This is a genomic window from Aminobacter sp. GW821-FHT11F06 (assembly GCF_058808215.1).
The window spans coordinates 241,188-260,760 of record NZ_JBXARL010000001.1 but is presented as its reverse complement, the minus strand read 5'-3'; the positions used below and the strand labels follow the sequence as shown (position 1 = coordinate 260,760).

Here is a 19,573-nt window from a genome sequence, read left to right as displayed (position 1 = left end):
TGATGGCTAGTGGCTGCGGTTCCTAGCCGTTCGGCGAGTTGGAAGTACGACACCGTTCGGCAATATCTGGTTCTGAAAGTCCCAACCCAGGAGTGTGTGATGACCAGGTTCGACCTTGCCGCCTTTTCCAATGCAGTCGCCGACATCGCCGGACAAGCGGCGTCTGTGACTGCGAGCTTTTTATCCCATCATGGCCGCACCGCGACGGCTTTCCACTGGGGCGAGGGCCTCTTCGTCGCCGCCGAGGAGGCGGTCGAGCCGGACGAGGAGTTGCAGCTTTCCCTGCCCAGTGTTGAGTCGGTGAAGACCGAACTGATCGGTCGCGATCCTTCGACCGGGATAGCCCTGCTGAAGCCTTTGACGGCCGTCATCGGAACTAGCTTCAAAAAGGCCGGACCGGTGCGCATCGGCGATGTCGTCGTTGCGGCCGGGCGTGACGGCGCTTCGCCTCTTGCCGTGCTCGGCACCGTGGGCGAGGTCGGGCCGATGTGGCGTTCGCGGCGCGGCGGCGCCATCGACCGCCGCATCAACCTCGCAGTGCAGGCTGGCGCGCGGTTCGAGGGCGGACCGGTGCTCGATGCCGGTGGCGGACTGGTGGGCATGCTGCTTTTCGGGCCGCGCCGCCGGGCGCTGGTCATCCCCTACGAGACAATCGAGCGTACCGTTGCGACGCTGCGCGAGAAAGGCCACGTCCTGCGCGGTTATCTCGGCGCCAGCCTGTATCCCATCCATCACGGCCATGTGCAGGGCGCCATGGTCATGGGGCTCGACGATGAAGGGCCGGCCAAGGCTGCCGGCATTGCGCTGGGCGACATCGTTACCGCCTGGAACGGAGAGCCGCTACATGGACCCCGCGACCTGATCCTTCGGCTGGGGCCGGACAGCGCAGGCACGGCGGTCGTGCTGAATATCTTGCGCGGCGGGGAGACGCGTGACGTGGCGGTCACGATTGGCGAAAAACCGCTGATCTGAGAGGGCCGGGTGCTGGCTATGCCGGAGACGCAACACAGGCTGCTCGTTGTCGTGGCGCTCGGCGACGTGGCGTCGAGCGAGCAGCTTGCCCTTCGCCTGTCGGAGGACGACGGACTGATGCCGGTGACGGCAGAGGATCTGGCCGAAGGCGACCACGCCGACGTGGCGATCGTCGATGACGACACCGCAAGCCGCATGCGGATGCAAGGCGTGCCGCTACTTGTCCTCGCCTCCCGAACGGCGCAGCGGCCGGCGGCTGTCGCGGCGGTGCTGGCGTGGGACGTGGACACGGTGCTGATCGCGGCGGCAGCACGGCTTGTCGCTGCGGGCTATCGCATCGACCTTGCATCGGCCGAAATGGATGGGCGCGACAGGAGCCTCGGCTCGGTCGATGACCGCCTGGGTGGCGGTTTGCTTAACGGTGGCGAGGCCAATCACGAGGCTTCCCCGGTCCGATTGTCACCGCGCGAGGCGGAGGTATTGGCACTGCTTGCCGAGGGCGCATCAAACAAGGTCATCGCGCGGCATCTCGACATTTCCGTACATACCGCCAAGTTCCACGTTGCGGCGATCCTGGTGAAGCTCGGCGCGGCCAACCGCACCGATGCCATCGCCACAGCGATGCGCCAGGGGCTCGTGCTGGTCTAGCCGGGGACGGAAGAAGGTCGAGATGCTATTCGCCCATCTCAAGCGCAGCCTGAAGCTCGATCGCGATCAATGCGACGCTCCGCTTCAAGAGCCCAGCGTCGTGCATCATCGAGCGGCGGCGAGGTGCGTAGTTGGCCAAGGGCCTTCCGGGAAGCGGGTAAGCTGCGATCCGTTGCTTGCAGTCGGACGATTTGGCCTTGGTGGCCTTGTCGTGTTAGGGAGCGGCCTTATCTGAAGGCCACCTCAGCGCTGGCGCAAATTCGAAGAACCCATGACCAAGCTCTACGCCGACGGCGCCCAAATACTCGCCATTGCACCCATGATGGACTGGACTGACCGGTGCTGCCGCTATTTTCACAGGCAGATCACCGGGGATTCGCTGCTCTATACCGAGATGGTGGTGGCAGATGCGGTCATCCATGGGGCGCGCGAGCGGCTTTTGGGGTTCGACGACTGCGAGCATCCGGTCGCCTTGCAGCTGGGTGGTTCCGATCCGGGCAAGCTCGCCGAGGCCGCGCGCATCGGCGCGGATTTCGGCTATGACGAGATCAATCTCAATGTCGGCTGCCCGTCGGATCGTGTGCAATCCGGTACCTTCGGGGCGTGTTTGATGAAGACGCCGGATCTGGTGGCCGAAGGCGTTGCGGCGATGAAGGGCGCGGTCAAGATTCCCGTCACCGTGAAGTGCCGCATTGGTGTCGACGACCAGGATCCCGAAACAGCGCTTGATACGCTGGCAGACGCAGTCTTTGCGGCCGGCGCGGACGCGCTTTGGGTGCACGCCCGCAAGGCCTGGCTGGAGGGGCTGAGCCCGAAGGAAAACCGCGATATCCCGCCGCTCGATTATGGCCGCGTTTATCGTCTCAAAGCCAGAATGCCTCACCGATTCATAGGTATAAATGGTGGAATTAAGACTCTGGACGAAACACGCGCACATCTCGAAAATGTCGATGGCGTGATGCTCGGCCGCGCTGCCTACCACACGCCGAGCGTTCTGGCTGGCGTCGATGCAATGTTGCGCGGCGAAGCTGCCAAAGACTTCGATTTCGCAGCCTTGATCGAGACCATGGCGGACTATGCCGGTCGCCATATCGCAGCCGGTGGCCGCCTCGGCCACGTCACGCGCCATATGGTCGGGCTGTTCCATGGCCTGGCCGGCGCGCGGCGCTTTCGCCAGATCCTGTCGACCGAAGCCAACAAGCCGGGGGCGGGGCCTGAGGTGCTGCGTGATGCCTTCGCCGCTGTCGACATGAGCCGTACAAGCGAAGCGGCGTAGCACTAATCGCGCAAAATCATCCGGTCGCCGCGCACGTCGAAGCCCGACAGCGAGCCGATGAAATTCATGCCGAGCAAGCTCTGCTCGAGCCCCTGATCGGCGACGAGCATCGGCAGGTTCTTGCGCTCGATCGCTCCAAGCTGGACGCTGCCTGCGGTAATGCGCGCTGCGTGCGCGATGCCATTGGCGGTCGAGACCGGAATGGTGAAGCTCAGGCTTGCCGGATCAAAGCCAGCCTTGCGGGCGTCGGCAATCGTCAGCACGGTGCTGGTGGCGCCGGTGTCGACCATTGCCTGGATCGTCGCGCCGTTGATCTGCATGCGCGCGCCAAAATGCCCGTTTGGCAGCTTGTCCAGCGTGACAGTGGCGCGGCCGTCGCCATCCAGCGCCGACATCGGGCTGCCCGGCACCAGCCCTGCGGTCACGCGGCTTGCGACATCCTGCAATTCGTAGCGGTACTGATAGCCGGCGACAAACACCAGCACAATCAGCACCCACAATGCGAGGCTGCGCATGGTGTCGCCCAGGCGTGTTCCACGGCGCAGGATGCCAGCACCGATGACAAGGGCCAGCGCGCCGGCATAGATCAGCTGTCCGAAGCTGTCATTGTTGAGACCAAGGGTTTCTCCAGAGGAGTGGTTGAACAGCAAAAGTAGCAGTCCGCCGCCGAGCAAGGCTGTGACGACCCAGTAAAGGCGGCTCATGTCTACTGGATATCCTCAGTTGGATGCGTTTTCGCGGGCCATGCGCGAACGGCGGGTTTCGCGGCGCGGCTTGCGCTCGATGGTTTCGAGGCGGGCGGGCAGGGTGGCCATCACGGCGCGGCGGGTTTCCGGCGTCATACCAAGCCAGGCACCGATTTCCTCGCGCGTGCGCCCGCAGCCAAAGCAATAGCCCGTCGTATCGTCGACCGAACACAGCATGATGCAGGGAGATTCAATGGCGGTCATCGCGTCGTCCGTGGCGGCTATGCTTTGCGCCGATGTATACACTGGGCCAATCACAGATGATGTAGCCTGTGCGGCATTGCAAGCGCTTTCCCGCGACGTCACATCAACGTGCTGCCTTTCCACGAGCGCTTTGTCGCGATTGTTTTCGCGCGCTCAGGCGGCTATGCCGCGCGTGACGATGACGAACAGCAGGTAGCTCCGCATGACCAGCGCTTCCCCCTTTGACGATTTCCGCAATCTGTTTGCGCATCTGCCCGAGGGCGATGTCGCACAGGCTGGCAAGGTGTGGGCGCTGTTTGCCAAAGCCGACAAGCCAAAAGGCTCGCTTGGCCGCATCGAAGACATCGCGGCCTGGCTGGCGCGCTGGACCGGGCGTGCGCCGCCCTCGGTGCTCAAGCCGATGGTCGCCATCTTCGCCGGAAATCATGGCGTGGCTGCCCAGGGCGTGTCGCCAAGGCCGATGGAAGCGACGGCGCGGCGCGTCGAACTGTGCGCCGCCGGTGGGGCTGCGATCAACCAGATCTGCCTTGCCAACGATCTCGGCCTGAAAGTGCTTGATCTGGCGCTGCATCTGCCGACCGCCGACATCACGCTTGAGCCCGCGCTCGACGAACGCGGCTGTGCCGCCACCATGGCCTTTGGCATGGAGGCGATTGCTGGGGGAACCGATCTGTTTTGCATCGGCGACCTCGGTGTCGCCAACACCACCGTTGCGGCGGCACTTTGCGCCGCATTGTTCGGCGGCAAGGGTGCCGATTGGGTCGGGCCTGGCTCCGGAGCGGACGCCGCAATGCAGGCGCGCAAGGCTGAAGTGGTCGACAGCGCCCTGGCTCTGCATGGCCCGCATCTCAAGGACCCGTTCGAGGTGCTGCGTCGTGTCGGCGGGCGTGAATTCGCCGCCATTGCCGGTGCCATCCTTGCGGCGCGCATGGAAAAGATACCGGTGCTGCTCGACGGCTTTGCGACGTCTGCCGCAGCGGCTGTGCTTTACGCGGTCAATCCGACGGCTCTCGACCACTGCATGTTCTCACATGTCTCGACCGAGCCCGGCCATGCCCGCCTGCTCGCAAAGCTCGGCGCGAGGCCTTTGCTCGGCCTGGGCATCGATCATGGCGAGGCGGTGGGAGCGGGGCTGGCGGCTGGCCTCGTCAAGACCGCTGCCCAGATCAGCTCGGGGATGGCAGCAGCGGTCAGCTGACGCCAGTTACGCGGACCTTCGGTTCGGGATCACGCTCTGGCGGCGCCGCGAGGTTCCATCTTCGGCAAGCCGTCGATCACCCGCGCCGCCGGGAATATGGCGATGGCCTCGGTGCCTTCGCGCAGCTTTGAACGCAGTTCGAATTCGCCGCCATGGAGCGAAAGCAGGCCCTGCACGATGGGCAGGCCGAGGCCTGTGCCCTGTTCGGCGCTCTTGATCGCGATCGAGCCCTGGCCGAAAGCCGACAGCACGACAGGGATTTCCTCGGCCGGGATGCCGGGGCCATTGTCCTTGACCGAGATGTATTGTCCGCCACCGGCGGTCCAGCCGACGCGAACCCGGATTTCGCCGCCCGTGGGCGAAAACTTGATCGCGTTGGACAACAGGTTGAGCGTGATCTGGCGAATGGCGCGTTCGTCGCCGAGCAGCCGCGGCAGCGCAGGCTCGAATTGCTCGACGATCCGCAAATCCTTGTTGCGTGCCTTGAGCTCCATCATGTGGCAGCAGTCCTCGACGACCGAAAGCAGCATCAATGGTTCTTCGTTGAGCTGGTAGCGGCCCGCCTCGATGCGCGACAGGTCGAGGATCTCGTTGATGAGATCGAGCAGATGCTGGCCCGAATCGTGGATGTCGCGGGAATATTCGCGGTAGGTCGGGCTGTTGATTGGCCCGAGCACTTCGCCCGCCATCACCTCGGAGAAGCCGAGAATGGCATTGAGCGGGGTGCGCAGTTCGTGGCTCATCGTTGCAAGGAAGCGCGACTTGGCCAGGTTGGCGTCCTCGGCGCGGCGGCGTGCCTCGTCGGACATGGATTTGGCCGTTTCCAGTTCGGCAATCAGCGCGTCCATCTCGGAGCGGAACGACATCAGCATCAATGCCGACCGGTTCTTGAGCTTGGCGACCTGCGAGAAGAAGGGAAGGGCAACGACCAGCAACGCCACCATGATCATGCCGAGCGGCTCGGACAGCCTGACGCCAAAGGCGGCATAGGCAGCGACCGGAACGAGGAAGGTCGCAGTCAGGGCGCCGCGCAACGAAGATGCCACGATTGCTGTCGCGGCCATGGCGACAAGCAGGAATACGCCTTTGACGATGGCCAGCAGATCAGGCGCGCAGGCGGCACATGTCATCGCAGCCAGGTAGGCCCAGGCAAGGCCGGTGACGAAATGGCCAACGAGGAAGTTGCGGCGCATGGCCGACGGGGACATGGCAGCCGGTGCGGCCTCATCGGCGCGACGGGCAAGCAGCGCCAGGCCGCCATAACCCAAAATCGCGACGAGCGCCCAGGTGAGGATGTCCCCTTCCGCGCCGAGCAGCAGGCCAATGCCGGCAAAGATGACGACCAATAATGGGAGGGTGGCTGAATTGGCCCTGATCGAGGCGGCATGGAGCTTCAGCAGTTCACGGTCGAAGCCCAGCCCGCCGGGTTGCTGCGCCAGCTGATCACGTGTTTTGCGCACAGCACGCGCGACATCGCTGTTGCGATGGCGTTTCCTGCGGTCCACAATGATCTTGTCCGCCGTGTTAGAGCGTTGCAACGGCATGTGATAATTCGATTTTCGCGCGCTTATCTCAAGTCTGCACGCTACGTCCGAATGATTAAGGGATTGTTTGCCATATGAGCCGTTCGTGGTCGGGCAGGCCGCGACAGCGGTATTTTCAGCGTCCGCGCAGCCGTTGGCGCAAGATCGCTGACTATGCGCTGACGGCCGCGATACTCGGCACCCTCATCCTCGTGTCGGCGCGCCTCGACAGGGTGGAGACACGCAAGACCGAGGGGGCCGCAGTCATCAACGACGGCGATTCGATCACCTTGGGTAACGAACGCATCCGTCTGCGTGGCATCGATGCGCCGGAATATTCCCAGATCTGCACGAAGGACGGCGCTGAGTATCCCTGCGGCCGCCGTTCGCGCGAGGCGCTGTCGAAACTTGTCGCTGGACGTCAGGTGACATGCACCGGCTGGGAGCGCGACAGATACGGCCGCCTGCTCGGCGAATGCAGTGTGGCGGGCACCGATCTCAACCGCACGCAGGTCGAAGCCGGCTGGGCGATTGCCTATGGCGGCTACGAGGCTGAAGAATCCGCTGCTCGCCGCGACCATAGGGGATTGTGGGCCGGGGAATTCGACCGGCCACGCGACTGGCGCAACATGCATGGCGACATGACCGAAATCGAGCACGGCAGCTATGGGCGGATACTCAACTGGCTGCGGGAAATCTTTCGATTCTCGTAGCTTGCGGCCTATAGTTGCGAGATCGCAGCAACCGAGGAGAAGCAGATGAAGCTGTTTGACGGAGGCCGCGCGCCGAACCCCAGGCGGGTGCGTGTGTTCCTCGCTGAAAAGGGCATCGAAGTGCCGATGGTTTCAGTCGACATGGGCGCGATGGAGCACAAGAAGGCGGACGTTTCCACGCGCAATCCGCTGCAGCGCCTGCCGGTGCTCGAACTGGACGACGGTACAATCCTCACGGAATCCGTCGCCATCTGCCGCTACTTCGAGGAACTTCACCCAGAACCGGCGCTGTTTGGCCGTGGGGCGCTTGGCAAGGCGCTTGTCGAGATGTGGCAAAGGCGCATCGAGTTCAACCTGTTCCAGCCGGTCGGCTTCGCGTTCCGGCACATCCATCCGGCAATGAAGGAGTGGGAGGTGCCGCAGGTGCCGGAATGGGGCGAGGCCAACAAGCCGAAGGTGATCGCGTTCCTGGCGCTGCTCGACAAGGAGCTTTCGTCGCGCGAATTCGCCGCCGGCGACGACTTTTCCATCGCCGACATCACCGGGCTGATTGCCATCGACTTCATGAAGCCGGCGCGCATCGTGGTACCGGAAGAGTTCTCCCACGTACTGCGCTGGTATCGCATGATTGCCGCCCGACCGAGTGCCGCGGCCTGACAATGTCCGCCGAACTCGATCAGCTCGTTGTGGAGATCAAGGCTTGCCGCATCTGTGTCGAACAGCCATTGGGCAAACCCTTGCCGCATGAGCCGCGGCCGGTGGTTGTGCCCTCATCTCGCGCACGTATCCTCATCGCTGGGCAGGCGCCCGGGACCAAAGTGCATCTGAGCGGCGCGCCTTTCACCGACGCTTCAGGCGACCGCCTGCGCGACTGGCTGGGCGTTTCCCCAGAAGCTTTCTACGATCCGGAAAAGTTCGCCATCGTGCCGATGGGCTTCTGCTTTCCGGGGCAGGATGCCAAGGGTGGCGACCTGCCGCCGAGGCGGGAATGTGCGCTGGCCTGGCACGCGCGGCTGATGGCGCTGATGCCGCAGATCGATATGGTGCTGGCGATTGGCCAATATGCGCAGCGCTGGCATATGGGAGCCGCGCGTGGCGCGTCGCTGACCGATACGGTTGCCGATTGGCGCTCAGTCTGGGAGCGCTCATCAGGCCCGCATGTGCTGCCATTGCCGCATCCCTCCTGGCGCAACACTGGCTGGATCAAACGGAATCCGTGGTTCGAAATGGAATTGCTGCCTTTTCTCCGGGCGGAAATCCAACGTCGTCTTTCCTAGGCCGCTTGGAAAGCGATACCGAAAATGTAGGGTGTGCGGAGAATTCCTTTCTTGTATGATGGGGTAAATCACAGGATTATGGCGAACCTTTTCTAACGGAGCCTGCATATGGATCGCCTCGACCGGAAAATCCTTCGCCTCCTTCAGGAGGACGCGACCTTGGCTGTGGCCGACGTCGCCAAGAAAGTCGGCCTGTCCACCACGCCGTGCTGGCGCCGAATCCAGAAGCTTGAGGAAGAAGGCGTCATCAAGCGGCGTGTCGCCATCCTCGATCCGGTAAAGATCAATGCGCGCGTCACCGTCTTCGTGTCGATCCGCACGAACTCTCACAGTCATGAGTGGCTGCGCCGCTTCTCCGAAGTGATCCAGGAGTTCCCCGAGGTCATCGAATTCTACCGCATGAGCGGCGATGTCGATTACCTGCTTCGCGTCGTCGTGCCCGACATCGCCGCTTATGACGCCTTCTACAAGCGCCTGATCGCCAAGATCGAGATCCGCAACGTGTCGTCGGCCTTCGCCATGGAGCAGATCAAATACACCACCGAGATGCCGCTCGACTACATGACCCTCGACAAGGAAAGCGGTGCGTCAGCCGCCTGATCGGCGCTTCTGAGCGTGCAATCGCTCAAGCGTCTTTGGATCGGTAAGTTCGCGCACCGCGTCCTTGCCGATCCATCTGGCCGTCTTGTCAGACGAGCCGGCAAGCTTTTCCGACAACGCGAGTGCGGGGACGTGCAGGGCCGGCGAACGCTTGCCGACCTGGCGCAGCGCCCAGTTCACTGCTTTTTTGACGAAGTTCCTGCTGTCGGTTGAATACGTTTCAACCAGGTCGAGCCAGCCGATGAAAGTCTCGTCCGGCTCCTTCTTCAGGTGCACCGCAGCCGTGGCGATGGCCGAGAAGGCAGAACGGCGGACGAATTCGCGCTCGTCCGTGGCATAGGCTGCGATGAGCTCATGCGCGAGCCCGGCATCGCAGAACAGGTAGACGGCATGGTCGACGATCTCCCAGCTGTCGAAATCGGCGGCCATGGCGTTGGCTTGCGCACGCGTAACCTTTTGGGGCTCATCAGTGGCAACCGCAAGGATACGCGCTTCGCGGATACCCGTGGCCCATAGTGCCAGCGCGCGGTCGTGATCCTGCTTGAGCGCCTTGGCGAGTGGCCGCAGCACGGCATTGGAAATGCCGAGCGCCTGGTCGTTGCGGATGCCGAAGCGAGCGATGCCGGCGCGGTCTTCCTCCGAGCCGAGCGTGCGCAGATGCGCGACGATCTCATCGACGGTCGACTTCGGCGACAGCGTCACGGCGGATGGCTCTATTTCTCGAGGCGCGCGAGCAGCGAGGAGGTATCCCAGCGCTTGCCGCCCATGCCTTGCACGTCCTTGTAGAACTGGTCGACAAGGGCTGTGACCGGCAGTTTGGCGCCGTTGCGATCAGCCTCGTCGAGACAGATGCCGAGGTCCTTGCGCATCCAGTCGACGGCAAAACCAAAGTCGTACTTGCCGGCGTTCATGGTCTTGTGGCGGTTTTCCATCTGCCAGGAGCCGGCTGCCCCTTTGGAGAGCACGTCGATGACCTTTTCGATGTCGAGGCCCGCTTTCTTGCCGAAGTGGATGCCTTCAGCGAGCCCCTGGACGAGGCCTGCGATGCAGATCTGGTTGATCATCTTGGTCAGCTGGCCAGCACCGGCTGGCCCCATCAGGCCGACCATGCGGGCAAAAGAATCGATCACCGGCCGTGCACGGTCAAAGATGGCCTGTTCGCCGCCGACCATGACCGTCAGCACACCGTTTTCAGCGCCGGCCTGGCCACCCGACACCGGTGCGTCGAGAAAATGGAAGCCACCGGCCTTGGCTGCTGCATCGAGCTCGCGGGCGACTTCGGCCGAGGCGGTGGTGTTGTCGATGAAGATCGAACCCTTCTTCATCGAACGGAACGCGCCTTGTGCACCTGTCGTGACTTCGCGCAGGTCGTCGTCATTGCCGACGCAGGCGAAGACGAAATCCTTGTCCTTGGCGGCTTCCGCAGGCGTTGGCGCAAAGGCACCGCCATGCTGGGTGGCCCATTTTTGCGCCTTTTCGGTGGTGCGGTTGTAGACGGTCACGTCGTGACCACCCTTGTTCTTGAGATGCCCTGCCATGGGGTAGCCCATGACGCCAAGACCAAGGAACGCGACCGATGCCATGGTTCACCCTTTCGAAGTGCAAATGTTGTGGTGCCCGAGGTCTATGACATCAGGCGGATTCGTCAAGGCGATCGTGGTTGGGCCAGGGTTTGCTCAGCGATGCAGATGGCGGGTGATGCGACGTTCGATCCAATCGACAAAATGGCGCAAGGTTTCGACCAGCGAGAGATAGAGCAGGGCAGCCCAGAGATAGGTCTGGAAGTCGAAGGTGCGTGAAAAGGCACGGCGTGTCTCGCCCATCAGGTCGTAGACGGTGATGATGGCGACGATGGCCGAGCCCTTGATCATCAGGATGACCTCGTTGCCATAAGGGCGCAGCGCTACGATCAAGGCCTGCGGCAGGACGATCTTGTAGAGCGTCTGCAGCTTCGACAGGCCTAGCGAGGATGCTGCCTCCCACTGTCCCTTGCCAACGCTTTCAATCGCCCCGCGCAGGATTTCGGCCTGATAGGCCGCCGTGTTGAGCGCAAAGGCAAAAACCGCGCAATACCAGGCTTCGCGGAAGAAGCCCCACAGGCCGATAGCCTCCAGCTGTGGCCTGAACGAGCCGAAGCCGTAGTAGATCAGGAAGGTCTGGGCGAGCAGCGGCGTACCGCGGAAGAAATAGACATAGCCGTAAGATATTGCGTTCAGCACGCGGTTCTTCGACATGCGAGCATAGCAAATCGGCAGCGACAGGATGGCACCGAGGACAATGGAGATCGTCACAAGTGTCAGCGTTACGCGTAGGCCGGAGAGATAGGACGGCGCGTATTTGGCGAAGAGGTCGGGATTCCAGGCGCTGAACAGATAGGTGACAAGGCCAAGGCCTAGCGCGATCCAAAGGGCGACAAAGACCCAGCCGAAGATACGTTCGCGCGACCATCCGCGAGGCGGTGCCACTGGCCGCAGTGCCTTTGCCGTTGGCTCACTGGTCGAGCTCATCGTTGCGCCTCCCGCTTGCCGACCCAGCGCTCTATGGCGTTGATGCCGAAGGACGAGATGATGGCCAGCACGAGATAGATCAGGCACGAGACTCCGAAGAACAGGAAGGCATGCTTGGTTGCCCTGGAGGCGATGCTGGCTTGGCGCAAAATGTCGGTCAGTCCGATTGCCGACACAAGAGCCGTGTCCTTGAGCAGGATGAGCCAGAGATTGGCCAGGCCGGGCAGGGCGATGCGCACGAGCTGCGGCAGGATCACCAGCCGCATGGTCTGGCGCGGCGACAGCCCTATCGAATAGCCGCCTTCATATTGGCCGCGCGGGATGGCGCGAAAGGCCGAGAGAAAAACCTCGCTGGCGTAGGACGAGAACACCACGCCGAGCGCGACCATGCCGGCGACGAAGCTGTTGATATCTACAGTCGTGCCAGGGCTGATAAATTGTACGATCTGCTGGATGCCGATCTGCGCGCCATAGAAAACCAAAAACAGCGTCAGCAGTTCCGGCAGGCCACGGAAGATGGTGGTGTAGATGTTGCCGGCGAGCCGCATCGACGGTTCGCTCGACTGCTTGGCGAGTGAGACCAGGAAACCGATCAGCAACCCCAGCGGCAACGTTACCACAGCGAGCGAAACGGTGACGAGCACGCCATAGGCGAGCGCGTTTCCCCATCCGTCGGGCCCGAAACCCAGAAGCGCCCAAACGCTTTGCATCGGTAGACTATCCCCATTGCATTCCCGCTGCGGGAATGCCGCCGCCTTCAATGACGGCTTGTTGTTGTGCCTATGTTAGACAAACGGCGGGAACTTGTCCCGCCGCCTGTTCAATCTCGTCAGCCTCTGGTCGGCTCAATCGCCATAAACGTCGAACTTGAAGTACTTGTCGTTGATTTCCTTGTACTTTCCGTTGGCGCGAATGGCTGCGATCGCCGTGGTGAACTGGTCGGCAAGCGCGGTTTCACCCTTGCGGACGCCGACGCCGGCACCTTCGCCATGGATTTCAGGCATGTTCGGGATCGTGCCGACGATCTTGCAGCAGGCGCCATCTGGGGTGTCGAGCCAACCCTGGATGGACACGAGGTCATCGCTGACTGCGTCGACGCGGCCGTTGATGATGTCCAGCTTGTACTCTTCCGCGCTCGGATAGGACTTGACCGTGCTGTCGGTGAAGACCTTCTCGGCATAGTTGTAGTGGATGGTCGAGCCCTGGACGCCGATGGTCTTGCCAGCGAGGTCGGCCTTGGTCACGCCCTTGATGTCGGTGTCCTTGGGAGCGGCGATCACGGCGGGGGTGTTGATGTACTTCTTGGAGAAGTCGATCTTTTCCTTGCGCTCGGGCGTGATCGACATCTGCGCGATGATGGCGTCGAACTTGCCGGCCTGGAGCGCCGGAATCATGCCGTCCCATTCCTGGGCGACGATCTCGCACTTGACCTTCATCTCGTCGCAGAGCGCGTTGGCGATGTCGACGTCGAAGCCAACGAGCTTACCGTCGGGGGTCAGATTGTTGTAGGGAGGGTAGGCGCCTTCGGTGGCGATCGTGAGCTTCTTTTCTTGCGCCTGAGCCATGCCGATGGTCAGCGCGAGTGCTGCCGAGGCGGCCAAGGCGATCCTGGAAATACGCATAATGTTCCTCTCTGTTACCGTCCGGCCGGTTCCTGTCCATTGCGGCCGTTGGGCGGATGATCTCCGCCGATGGCGGGGATACTCCCACTGTTTTCAGTTAAAAATCAATCGTGAAAAGGGCTTTTGCGATGCTGGCACTATGCAACTAAGTTGACGTAGCGTCAGTGATCTTCAGGCCGCACCGCTTTTCGACAAAGTCGGCAATCGCCATGATGTCGTCGATGCCGAACACCGGCACCAGCTCTCCCTCGACCGGATGATCCGATGCAATCGCAACGATCGCCGGATCCTTGGAGGTCAGCGGCGAGCGGTCCTTGGCCTCCAGCCGGCGTGCCTCGATCTTGAGATGGTTCTCGCGCTTGTAACCCTCGACCAGCACCAGGTCGCAAGGCGCGATCCGCGCCAAGACCTCGTCGAGTGTGGGCTCGTCCTCGCCGCGCAATTCGTGCATCAGCGCCCAGCGGCGACCTGACACGATGGCGACTTCGGTAGCGCCAGCCTCGCGATGGCGAAAACTGTCGGCGCCTGGCTTGTCGATGTCGAAATCGTGGTGGGCGTGCTTGATCGTCGAGACCCTCCAGCCGCGCGCGACGAGTTCCGTCACCAGGCGCTCGGTCAAGGTCGTCTTGCCGGAGTTCTTCCAGCCGGTGATGCCGAATACCCGATGCGCCATTAGTTGGCTCCGCCAAAAAGGCGTTCGGCCTCAGCGAGTTCTTCGGGCGTATTGATGTTGAAGAACGGGTCGACAGTGGTTGCGCCGCGTTGTTCGATCGGGAAATCCACCACGTCTAGGCCTGCCTGCTCGATGAACGTCATCACCCTTCGGGTATCGCCGCTTTCCAGAAAGGCTGCAAGCGCTTCACCAAGCGAAACCGGCCATAGCGCGAAAGTCGGGTGCACGCGCCCGTTGGAGGCTGCCACGGCTCCCCCTTCAGCAGCGCGCGCGGCGAGTTGCCGGGCAAGATCGGTCGGAAAGAATGGCGTGTCGCCGGCAACGCTGAGGAGGTGAGTGACACCAGTCTTGCTGGCCGCCCATTCCAGCCCGGCAAGAATTCCCGCAAGCGGTCCCTGATAGCCGGCAATCGTATCGGCGATGATTTCCACACCGAGGCCAGCGAACTGAGACGGATCAGCGTTGGTGTTGATGACAACCGGAGACACCTGCGGCTGTAGACGATCGAGCACCTGGCGGATCAAAGGACGCCCAAAGAGCGGCAGCAATGTCTTGTCGTTGCCGCCCATCCGGCTCGAACGGCCGCCGGCGAGGATCAGACCTGCGATCTGTATCGCCATGACTACACCCCGTCAGGCGCCATAGAGGCGCTTGTGCTGTCCGCTGCCGGTCGACCCTTGCCGACGACGCGTTCGCGATAGAGCGAATAGAGGCCGGAAGCGACGATGACTGTGGCACCGGCGATCATAGCGAAGTCAGGGACGTCGCCGAAGACCACGATGCTGAGCGTGATCGCCCAGATGAGAGCTGTGTAGCGAAACGGCGCGATGAAGGAAATTTCGCCTTCGCGCATCGCCATGATGACGAACTGGTAGCCAAACAGCACCAGCACCGCCGCCCCGGCGAGGAACAAGACGAGGTCGAATGTCATCGGCACCCAGCCGCCGAACGGCACGATCGTCAGTGCGCCGGTGATGGTGATGATGATCGTCGTGGTGGTCGAGACGAACAAAGAAGGGATGTGTCCGGGGATTCTGCGCGTCGCAAGGTCGCGCACCGCGCAAAAGGCAACCGAAAGCAGTGCCAGCACTGAAAAGGCGTTGAAGCCTTCAAAGCCGGGACGCACGATGATCAGCACGCCGCCAAAGCCGGCGGCGATTGCCAGCCAGCGGCGCCAGCCGACACTCTCGCCCAAAAACAGTGCCGCGCCCATGGTGACGGCGAGCGGCAGTGCCTGGAGCACGGCGGAAATGTTGGCCAGCGGCAAATGCGGGAGGGCCACGAGAAAGCAAACCGTGCCGCCGACCTCGCCGACAAGGCGCAGCAGCACCATGTGGTGCCAGTATTGCCGAAAACCCTTGAGCGCGCCCTGTTGCCAGGCCAGAAGGCTGATCAGAGTGGTGGCGAACACCCCACGCACCAGCATCAGCTGGCCCGGATTGATCGTCTGGGACGCAAGCTTGCTCAGCGTGTCGTTGAAGGTGAATGCGGCCATCGCGACCACCATGAACATGGCGCCGCGAATATTCGAGGAAAGTGGCAATTGAGCTTTCCGTTGCTGCTGTTTCTACGGCTTTAGCACCGGTGCGCGAAACAGCAATGCCAATCGGCTGGACCAGGCATCATTCGGCGTCACGGCCCGTGTCGGCTACGGCGCTGCTTAGCCGCCAGTCACGCTCATATGGCGGGAGACGGACGGACGATTGGTGCGGCGGTCAATGATGAAGTCATGGCCCTTGGGCTTGCGCCCGATCGCCTCATCGATGGCGTTCGACAACAGGTCGTTGCCCTCGGAGGCACGCAGCGGCGCCCTGAGGTCGGCTGCATCCTCCTGGCCGAGGCACATGTAGAGAGTGCCGGTGCAGGTCAGCCGCACCCGGTTACAGCTCTCGCAGAAATTATGCGTCATCGGCGTGATGAAGCCGAGCTTGCCGCCGGTTTCAGCAACCTCGACATAACGCGCCGGACCGCCCGTCTTGAACGGAATGTCGGTCAGCGTGAACTGGCGCTCGAGATTGGCTCTCAGCAGCGACAGCGGCATATACTGGTCGGTGCGGTCGGCGTCGATCTCGCCCATCGGCATGGTTTCGATGACGGTCAGGTCCATGCCGCGGCCATTGGCCCAGCGCAGCATTTCGGGGATCTCGGCGTCGTTGAAACCCTTGAGCGCAACAGCATTGAGCTTGATGTGCAGGCCGGCCGCCTGGGCGGCGTCGATGCCTTCCATCACTTTGGCAAGATGGCCCCAGCGCGTGATGGCGTGGAACTTGTCGGGGTCGAGCGTGTCGAGCGAGACATTGATGCGGCGCACGCCGCAATCGGCCAGCTCCTGGGCGAAACGCGACAGCTGCGAGCCGTTGGTGGTTAGTGTCAATTCCTCCAGCGCGCCGCTTTCGAGATGGCGCGACAGCTGGCGGATCAGGTGCATGACGTTCTTGCGCACCAGCGGTTCGCCACCGGTCAGACGCAGCTTCTTGACGCCCTTTTCGATGAAGACCGTGCAGAGCCGGTCGAGCTCTTCGAGCGACAGCAGGTCCTTCTTGGGCAGAAAGGCCATGTCTTCGGCCATGCAATAGGTGCAGCGGAAATCGCAGCGGTCGGTCACCGACACGCGCAGGTAGCTGATCGAGCGACCGAAAGGATCGATCATATCCATGGTCTGCGCTTCCGTTTCCCGTTTTGTGGCGTCTTGTTCGACGCCCGTATATTACGGCTATGTTGTACGCATGAGCCTGTCAATCAAGATGAAAGTTTGTTGCCCTGGGGTAGCGCCGCACTCTTTGTCTCGTTGGCGCGGTGATAGTGCTTTTCGCGGCGTTCGAAGCGCAGTAGTGAAGGGCAGCTCAAAACGGCAGGACGGATCATGACGGCACCGAAGGAATTGAGGGTCTCCAAGGACCGCAAGCTGTTGACGGTGACCTTTCCGGACCATCGCCCGTTTGAGCTTTCAGCCGAGTTGCTGCGCGTGCTTTCGCCCTCGGCCGAGGTGCAGGGCCACTCGCCGGAGCAGCGGGTGACGGTTCCCGGCAAGAAGGAGGTTGCGATCCTCAAGATGGAGCCGGTGGGCAACTACGCCGTGCGCATCACCTTCGACGATTTCCACGACACCGGCATCTTCACCTGGAATTACCTGCACACGCTCGGCCACGAGAAGGACAAGCGCTGGCAGGAATATGTCGACGAGCTGGCGCAAAAGGGGCTGAGCCGCGAGCGGTAACTGTCTTTGGCAGTTCACATTGGCCGGCTAAGGGCAGCGGGAGCAAAGCAAGAGGGGCAAGCGATGTCGGTCATTTCAACGGTCGAACAACTCGAAACGCTTTACGGCCTTCCCGGCGAAACGTCGCTGGTCAAGGAACTCGACCACGTCATTCCCGAATACGCCGCCTTCATCGAGGCTTCGCCCTTTGTGTCCTTGGCAACCAGCGGACCTGAGGGGCTCGACTGCTCGCCGCGCGGCGATCTGGCTGGCTTCGTTCGTATTTACGATGCCCGTACGCTGATGATGCCCGATCGGCGCGGCAACAATCGCGCGGATTCGCTGAAGAACATCATCCGCGACCCGCGCGTGGCGCTGCTGTTTCTGGTGCCGGGGTCGGGTACGACACTGCGGGTCAACGGTCGCGCCCACATCAGCGTCGATGCCGAGCTGTGCGCGTCCTTCACCGTCGAAGGCAAGCCAGCGCGCTCGGTGACTGTGATCGAAGTCGATGCGGTCTATTTCCAGTGTGCCCGCGCCATCGTTCGTTCCGAGCTGTGGAACCCCGAACGCCATGTCGATCCGAAATCCTTGCCGACACCCGGGCAGATCCTTGCCGTCACCAGCCGCGAAAGCATCGACGGCGAAACCTATGACCGCGAATGGCCCGAGCGCGCCAAAAAATCGATGTGGTAGGCTGCTGCCTTACACGTGAGTGCTTCCATGACCCAGAATATCTACGACAATCCTGATTTCTTCGAAGGCTATAGCCGCCTCAACCGATCCGTCGAAGGCTTGGCAGGCGCGCCGGAGTGGCCGGCCTTGCGTGCACTTGTCCCTGATCTCAATGGCCGAAGGGTCGTGGATCTGGGTTGCGGCTTCGGCTGGTTCAGCCGCTGGGCGCGCGAGCAGGGTGCTGCCGAAGTGCTCGGCCTCGACGTTTCGGAGAAAATGCTGGCCCGCGCCCGCGAGATGACGCCCGATGCGGCGGTCACTTACGAACGCGCGGACCTCGAAAAGCTTGCGCTGCCGGAAGCCTCATTCGATCTGGCCTACAGTTCGCTTGCATTCCACTACATCGAAAATCTGCCCGCGATGTTGACGAATGTGCATCGGGCGCTTGTGCCCGGCGGTCGGCTGGTCGCCTCGGTGGAGCACCCGATCTACACCGCACCGACGCATCCGGGCTGGTCGGTCGATGCCGATGGCAACAAGACCTGGCCGGTCGACAACTATCAGCTGGAGGGGCGCCGCAGCACCAATTGGCTCGCCAAGGGAGTGATCAAACAGCATCGCACGATCGGCACCTATCTCAATCTGTTGATCGGCCTTGGCTTCACCATTGCCCATGTCGAGGAGTGGGGACCGAGCGATGCCCAGATCGAGGCGTGGCCAGCATTGGCGGAAGAGCGGCTGCGGCCGATGATGCTTCTGCTTGCGGCCCATCGCTAAGCCTCAAAACAAAGTGATTGCGGCCGGTGTAACTCGGGCGGCTTTGGCGACGTATACCGGCAAAACTGCTGGAGCTTTCGCATGACGCCTTGGACAGACCGCGCCGGAAAATTCTCGCCGTTAAAAGCAACGGCATTTGCCGGCACATTGATGCCGGTTTTGCTGCTCGCCTACTACGCGCTCGCAGGCTTTCCGAAAGGGGCCGGCGCCGGCACGCTGCTTGGCCCGCGACCGTTCACGGCGGCGATCCATGAAACCGGCGACTGGGCGATCCGTTTCTTGCTGTTGTCGCTGGCGGTGACGCCGCTGCGGCGCATCGGGCAATGGCCGAAGCTGATCCTCATCCGCCGTATGCTCGGGGTGGCGGCGCTGTGTTACGCGCTCGGGCATCTGGTGCTCTATTTCTTCGACCAGAATTGGGATGTGTTGCGCGTGGTCAGCGAGATCGCGCTGCGCATCTATCTCACCATTGGCTTTGTCGCGCTGGTCGGATTGGCCATTCTGGGTGCGACGTCGACCGATGCGGCGATCAAGAAGCTCGGGCGCAACTGGAACCGGCTGCACAAGATCGTCTATGGCATCGGCATCCTGGCGGCGCTGCATTTCTTCATGCAGTCCAAAGCTGACGTCTATCAGCCGACCTTGATGGCAGGCTTCTTCATGCTGCTGATGTTTTACCGGCTGGCGCAGTGGCGCGGTTTCAGCCTGACGTCGCCGCTTGTGCTCATCGGCATCGCAGTTGCAGCGTCTCTTTCGACTGTCGTGGTCGAGGTGGCCTGGTATGGGCTTGCGACCGGTGTGCCGCCCAGCCGGGTGCTCTGGGCCAATCTGCAGTTTTCCTACACCATCCGGCCGGCATGGTGGATCCTGGCGACAGGCCTCGGCGCGGCTGCGCTCGGCTATGTCAGATCGCTGGGCAAGGCCGAAGCGCCACGGGGCAGGCGGGCTGCCAGGGCACCGGCCTGA

At 62.3% G+C, this 19,573-nt stretch carries 24 protein-coding genes; 12 read left to right on the top strand and 12 right to left on the bottom strand.

What is annotated here, in order from left to right:
- The first annotated feature begins 99 nt into the window (after window positions 1–99).
- The 3 genes from AC1RTB_RS01305 to dusA all read left to right on the top strand — a co-directional run bounded on the left by AC1RTB_RS01305 (window position 100) and on the right by dusA (window position 2,896).
- The gene (locus AC1RTB_RS01305) at window positions 100–972 is read left to right on the top strand and encodes a S1C family serine protease (RefSeq protein ID WP_492876845.1); all 873 of its coding nucleotides are present in this window, start codon (window positions 100–102) and stop codon (window positions 970–972) included.
- A gap of 18 nt (window positions 973–990) precedes the next feature.
- On the top strand, window positions 991–1,620 hold the full coding sequence (locus AC1RTB_RS01300) for a helix-turn-helix transcriptional regulator (RefSeq protein WP_492876847.1): 630 nt from the start codon (window positions 991–993) through the stop codon (window positions 1,618–1,620).
- Window positions 1,621–1,891: 271 nt separating this feature from the next.
- Window positions 1,892–2,896 (top strand): tRNA dihydrouridine(20/20a) synthase DusA, encoded by a 1,005-nt coding sequence (gene dusA, locus AC1RTB_RS01295; RefSeq protein WP_492876849.1) that lies wholly within the window; start codon window positions 1,892–1,894, stop codon window positions 2,894–2,896.
- 2 nt (window positions 2,897–2,898) lie between these two features.
- Here the strand turns inward: dusA and AC1RTB_RS01290 are convergent, their stop codons facing one another.
- Window positions 2,899–3,600 (bottom strand): TIGR02281 family clan AA aspartic protease, encoded by a 702-nt coding sequence (locus AC1RTB_RS01290; RefSeq protein ID WP_492876850.1) that lies wholly within the window; start codon window positions 3,598–3,600, stop codon window positions 2,899–2,901.
- A gap of 15 nt (window positions 3,601–3,615) precedes the next feature.
- Entirely contained in the window at window positions 3,616–3,846 is a 231-nt protein-coding gene (locus AC1RTB_RS01285) for a DUF1289 domain-containing protein (protein ID WP_492876852.1), read from the bottom strand.
- A gap of 202 nt (window positions 3,847–4,048) precedes the next feature.
- On the opposite strand from AC1RTB_RS01285, the gene AC1RTB_RS01280 reads away from it, so the two are divergent.
- Complete coding sequence (locus AC1RTB_RS01280) at window positions 4,049–5,044, top strand: nicotinate-nucleotide--dimethylbenzimidazole phosphoribosyltransferase (protein ID WP_492876854.1); 996 nt, start codon at window positions 4,049–4,051, stop codon at window positions 5,042–5,044.
- Between the two features lie 29 nt (window positions 5,045–5,073).
- Here the strand turns inward: AC1RTB_RS01280 and AC1RTB_RS01275 are convergent, their stop codons facing one another.
- Window positions 5,074–6,588, bottom strand: a complete 1,515-nt coding sequence (locus tag AC1RTB_RS01275) for a sensor histidine kinase (protein ID WP_492876856.1) — start codon at window positions 6,586–6,588, stop codon at window positions 5,074–5,076.
- A gap of 74 nt (window positions 6,589–6,662) precedes the next feature.
- On the opposite strand from AC1RTB_RS01275, the gene AC1RTB_RS01270 reads away from it, so the two are divergent.
- The 4 genes from AC1RTB_RS01270 to AC1RTB_RS01255 all read left to right on the top strand — a co-directional run bounded on the left by AC1RTB_RS01270 (window position 6,663) and on the right by AC1RTB_RS01255 (window position 9,157).
- Window positions 6,663–7,280, top strand: coding sequence for a thermonuclease family protein (locus tag AC1RTB_RS01270; protein WP_492876858.1), 618 nt, complete (start codon window positions 6,663–6,665; stop codon window positions 7,278–7,280).
- A 45-nt stretch (window positions 7,281–7,325) separates the two neighbouring features.
- Window positions 7,326–7,937, top strand: a complete 612-nt coding sequence (locus tag AC1RTB_RS01265) for a glutathione S-transferase (RefSeq protein WP_492876860.1) — start codon at window positions 7,326–7,328, stop codon at window positions 7,935–7,937.
- 2 nt (window positions 7,938–7,939) lie between these two features.
- Window positions 7,940–8,557 carry a uracil-DNA glycosylase family protein gene (locus tag AC1RTB_RS01260; RefSeq protein WP_492876862.1) on the top strand — a complete coding sequence of 206 codons (618 nt, stop codon included), beginning with the start codon at window positions 7,940–7,942 and terminating at the stop codon, window positions 8,555–8,557.
- Window positions 8,558–8,665: 108 nt separating this feature from the next.
- Window positions 8,666–9,157 (top strand): Lrp/AsnC family transcriptional regulator, encoded by a 492-nt coding sequence (locus AC1RTB_RS01255; protein ID WP_492876864.1) that lies wholly within the window; start codon window positions 8,666–8,668, stop codon window positions 9,155–9,157.
- On the opposite strand, the gene AC1RTB_RS01250 is transcribed toward AC1RTB_RS01255, so the two are convergent.
- The 9 genes from AC1RTB_RS01250 to moaA form a co-directional block, all read right to left on the bottom strand.
- Window positions 9,146–9,859 (bottom strand): DNA alkylation repair protein, encoded by a 714-nt coding sequence (locus AC1RTB_RS01250; RefSeq protein ID WP_492876866.1) that lies wholly within the window; start codon window positions 9,857–9,859, stop codon window positions 9,146–9,148. The two genes, AC1RTB_RS01255 and AC1RTB_RS01250, sit on opposite strands and share 12 nt — an antisense overlap.
- A gap of 11 nt (window positions 9,860–9,870) precedes the next feature.
- Window positions 9,871–10,740, bottom strand: a complete 870-nt coding sequence (locus AC1RTB_RS01245) for an NAD(P)-dependent oxidoreductase (RefSeq protein ID WP_492876868.1) — start codon at window positions 10,738–10,740, stop codon at window positions 9,871–9,873.
- Between the two features lie 93 nt (window positions 10,741–10,833).
- Window positions 10,834–11,664, bottom strand: coding sequence for an ABC transporter permease (locus AC1RTB_RS01240; RefSeq protein ID WP_492876870.1), 831 nt, complete (start codon window positions 11,662–11,664; stop codon window positions 10,834–10,836).
- Window positions 11,661–12,374, bottom strand: a complete 714-nt coding sequence (locus tag AC1RTB_RS01235; RefSeq protein WP_476782511.1) for an ABC transporter permease — start codon at window positions 12,372–12,374, stop codon at window positions 11,661–11,663. The genes AC1RTB_RS01240 and AC1RTB_RS01235 overlap by 4 nt, the downstream gene beginning before the upstream one ends.
- 135 nt (window positions 12,375–12,509) lie before the next feature.
- Window positions 12,510–13,286, bottom strand: coding sequence for an ABC transporter substrate-binding protein (locus tag AC1RTB_RS01230; protein WP_492876872.1), 777 nt, complete (start codon window positions 13,284–13,286; stop codon window positions 12,510–12,512).
- A 145-nt stretch (window positions 13,287–13,431) separates the two neighbouring features.
- On the bottom strand, window positions 13,432–13,959 hold the full coding sequence (gene mobB / locus AC1RTB_RS01225) for a molybdopterin-guanine dinucleotide biosynthesis protein B (protein ID WP_492876874.1): 528 nt from the start codon (window positions 13,957–13,959) through the stop codon (window positions 13,432–13,434).
- The gene (mobA, locus tag AC1RTB_RS01220; protein ID WP_492876876.1) at window positions 13,959–14,579 is read right to left on the bottom strand and encodes a molybdenum cofactor guanylyltransferase MobA; all 621 of its coding nucleotides are present in this window, start codon (window positions 14,577–14,579) and stop codon (window positions 13,959–13,961) included. The genes mobB and mobA overlap by 1 nt, the downstream gene beginning before the upstream one ends.
- A 2-nt stretch (window positions 14,580–14,581) precedes the next feature.
- The gene (locus AC1RTB_RS01215) at window positions 14,582–15,502 is read right to left on the bottom strand and encodes a DMT family transporter (protein ID WP_492876878.1); all 921 of its coding nucleotides are present in this window, start codon (window positions 15,500–15,502) and stop codon (window positions 14,582–14,584) included.
- A 117-nt stretch (window positions 15,503–15,619) separates the two neighbouring features.
- On the bottom strand, window positions 15,620–16,615 hold the full coding sequence (gene moaA / locus AC1RTB_RS01210; protein ID WP_492876880.1) for a GTP 3',8-cyclase MoaA: 996 nt from the start codon (window positions 16,613–16,615) through the stop codon (window positions 15,620–15,622).
- A 207-nt stretch (window positions 16,616–16,822) separates the two neighbouring features.
- On the opposite strand from moaA, the gene AC1RTB_RS01205 reads away from it, so the two are divergent.
- The 4 genes from AC1RTB_RS01205 to AC1RTB_RS01190 all read left to right on the top strand — a co-directional run bounded on the left by AC1RTB_RS01205 (window position 16,823) and on the right by AC1RTB_RS01190 (window position 19,573).
- On the top strand, window positions 16,823–17,176 hold the full coding sequence (locus AC1RTB_RS01205; protein ID WP_492876881.1) for a gamma-butyrobetaine hydroxylase family protein: 354 nt from the start codon (window positions 16,823–16,825) through the stop codon (window positions 17,174–17,176).
- 63 nt (window positions 17,177–17,239) lie between these two features.
- Complete coding sequence (locus AC1RTB_RS01200) at window positions 17,240–17,851, top strand: pyridoxamine 5'-phosphate oxidase family protein (RefSeq protein ID WP_492876883.1); 612 nt, start codon at window positions 17,240–17,242, stop codon at window positions 17,849–17,851.
- 27 nt (window positions 17,852–17,878) lie between these two features.
- Window positions 17,879–18,607 (top strand): class I SAM-dependent methyltransferase, encoded by a 729-nt coding sequence (locus tag AC1RTB_RS01195; protein ID WP_492876885.1) that lies wholly within the window; start codon window positions 17,879–17,881, stop codon window positions 18,605–18,607.
- Window positions 18,608–18,688: 81 nt separating this feature from the next.
- Window positions 18,689–19,573 (top strand): protein-methionine-sulfoxide reductase heme-binding subunit MsrQ, encoded by an 885-nt coding sequence (locus AC1RTB_RS01190; protein ID WP_492876887.1) that lies wholly within the window; start codon window positions 18,689–18,691, stop codon window positions 19,571–19,573.

Excerpts from the sequence above, each read along its gene's own strand:
- moaA (WP_492876880.1), bottom strand. The coding sequence starts at position 16,615 with ATGGATATGATCGATCCTTTCGGTCGCTCGATCAGCTACCTGCGCGTG.
- AC1RTB_RS01270 (WP_492876858.1), top strand. The coding sequence starts at position 6,663 with ATGAGCCGTTCGTGGTCGGGCAGGCCGCGACAGCGGTATTTTCAGCGT.
- AC1RTB_RS01245 (WP_492876868.1), bottom strand. The coding sequence starts at position 10,740 with ATGGCATCGGTCGCGTTCCTTGGTCTTGGCGTCATGGGCTACCCCATG.
- dusA (WP_492876849.1), top strand. The coding sequence starts at position 1,892 with ATGACCAAGCTCTACGCCGACGGCGCCCAAATACTCGCCATTGCACCC.
- AC1RTB_RS01300 (WP_492876847.1), top strand. The coding sequence starts at position 991 with ATGCCGGAGACGCAACACAGGCTGCTCGTTGTCGTGGCGCTCGGCGAC.
- AC1RTB_RS01235 (WP_476782511.1), bottom strand. The coding sequence starts at position 12,374 with ATGCAAAGCGTTTGGGCGCTTCTGGGTTTCGGGCCCGACGGATGGGGA.
- AC1RTB_RS01285 (WP_492876852.1), bottom strand. The coding sequence starts at position 3,846 with ATGACCGCCATTGAATCTCCCTGCATCATGCTGTGTTCGGTCGACGAT.
- mobB (WP_492876874.1), bottom strand. The coding sequence starts at position 13,959 with ATGGCGCATCGGGTATTCGGCATCACCGGCTGGAAGAACTCCGGCAAG.
- AC1RTB_RS01230 (WP_492876872.1), bottom strand. The coding sequence starts at position 13,286 with ATGCGTATTTCCAGGATCGCCTTGGCCGCCTCGGCAGCACTCGCGCTG.
- AC1RTB_RS01260 (WP_492876862.1), top strand. The coding sequence starts at position 7,940 with ATGTCCGCCGAACTCGATCAGCTCGTTGTGGAGATCAAGGCTTGCCGC.
- AC1RTB_RS01265 (WP_492876860.1), top strand. The coding sequence starts at position 7,326 with ATGAAGCTGTTTGACGGAGGCCGCGCGCCGAACCCCAGGCGGGTGCGT.
- AC1RTB_RS01240 (WP_492876870.1), bottom strand. The coding sequence starts at position 11,664 with ATGAGCTCGACCAGTGAGCCAACGGCAAAGGCACTGCGGCCAGTGGCA.
- AC1RTB_RS01200 (WP_492876883.1), top strand. The coding sequence starts at position 17,240 with ATGTCGGTCATTTCAACGGTCGAACAACTCGAAACGCTTTACGGCCTT.
- AC1RTB_RS01290 (WP_492876850.1), bottom strand. The coding sequence starts at position 3,600 with ATGAGCCGCCTTTACTGGGTCGTCACAGCCTTGCTCGGCGGCGGACTG.
- mobA (WP_492876876.1), bottom strand. The coding sequence starts at position 14,579 with ATGGCGATACAGATCGCAGGTCTGATCCTCGCCGGCGGCCGTTCGAGC.
- AC1RTB_RS01280 (WP_492876854.1), top strand. The coding sequence starts at position 4,049 with ATGACCAGCGCTTCCCCCTTTGACGATTTCCGCAATCTGTTTGCGCAT.
- AC1RTB_RS01275 (WP_492876856.1), bottom strand. The coding sequence starts at position 6,588 with ATGCCGTTGCAACGCTCTAACACGGCGGACAAGATCATTGTGGACCGC.
- AC1RTB_RS01195 (WP_492876885.1), top strand. The coding sequence starts at position 17,879 with ATGACCCAGAATATCTACGACAATCCTGATTTCTTCGAAGGCTATAGC.
- AC1RTB_RS01305 (WP_492876845.1), top strand. The coding sequence starts at position 100 with ATGACCAGGTTCGACCTTGCCGCCTTTTCCAATGCAGTCGCCGACATC.
- AC1RTB_RS01255 (WP_492876864.1), top strand. The coding sequence starts at position 8,666 with ATGGATCGCCTCGACCGGAAAATCCTTCGCCTCCTTCAGGAGGACGCG.
- AC1RTB_RS01205 (WP_492876881.1), top strand. The coding sequence starts at position 16,823 with ATGACGGCACCGAAGGAATTGAGGGTCTCCAAGGACCGCAAGCTGTTG.
- AC1RTB_RS01190 (WP_492876887.1), top strand. The coding sequence starts at position 18,689 with ATGACGCCTTGGACAGACCGCGCCGGAAAATTCTCGCCGTTAAAAGCA.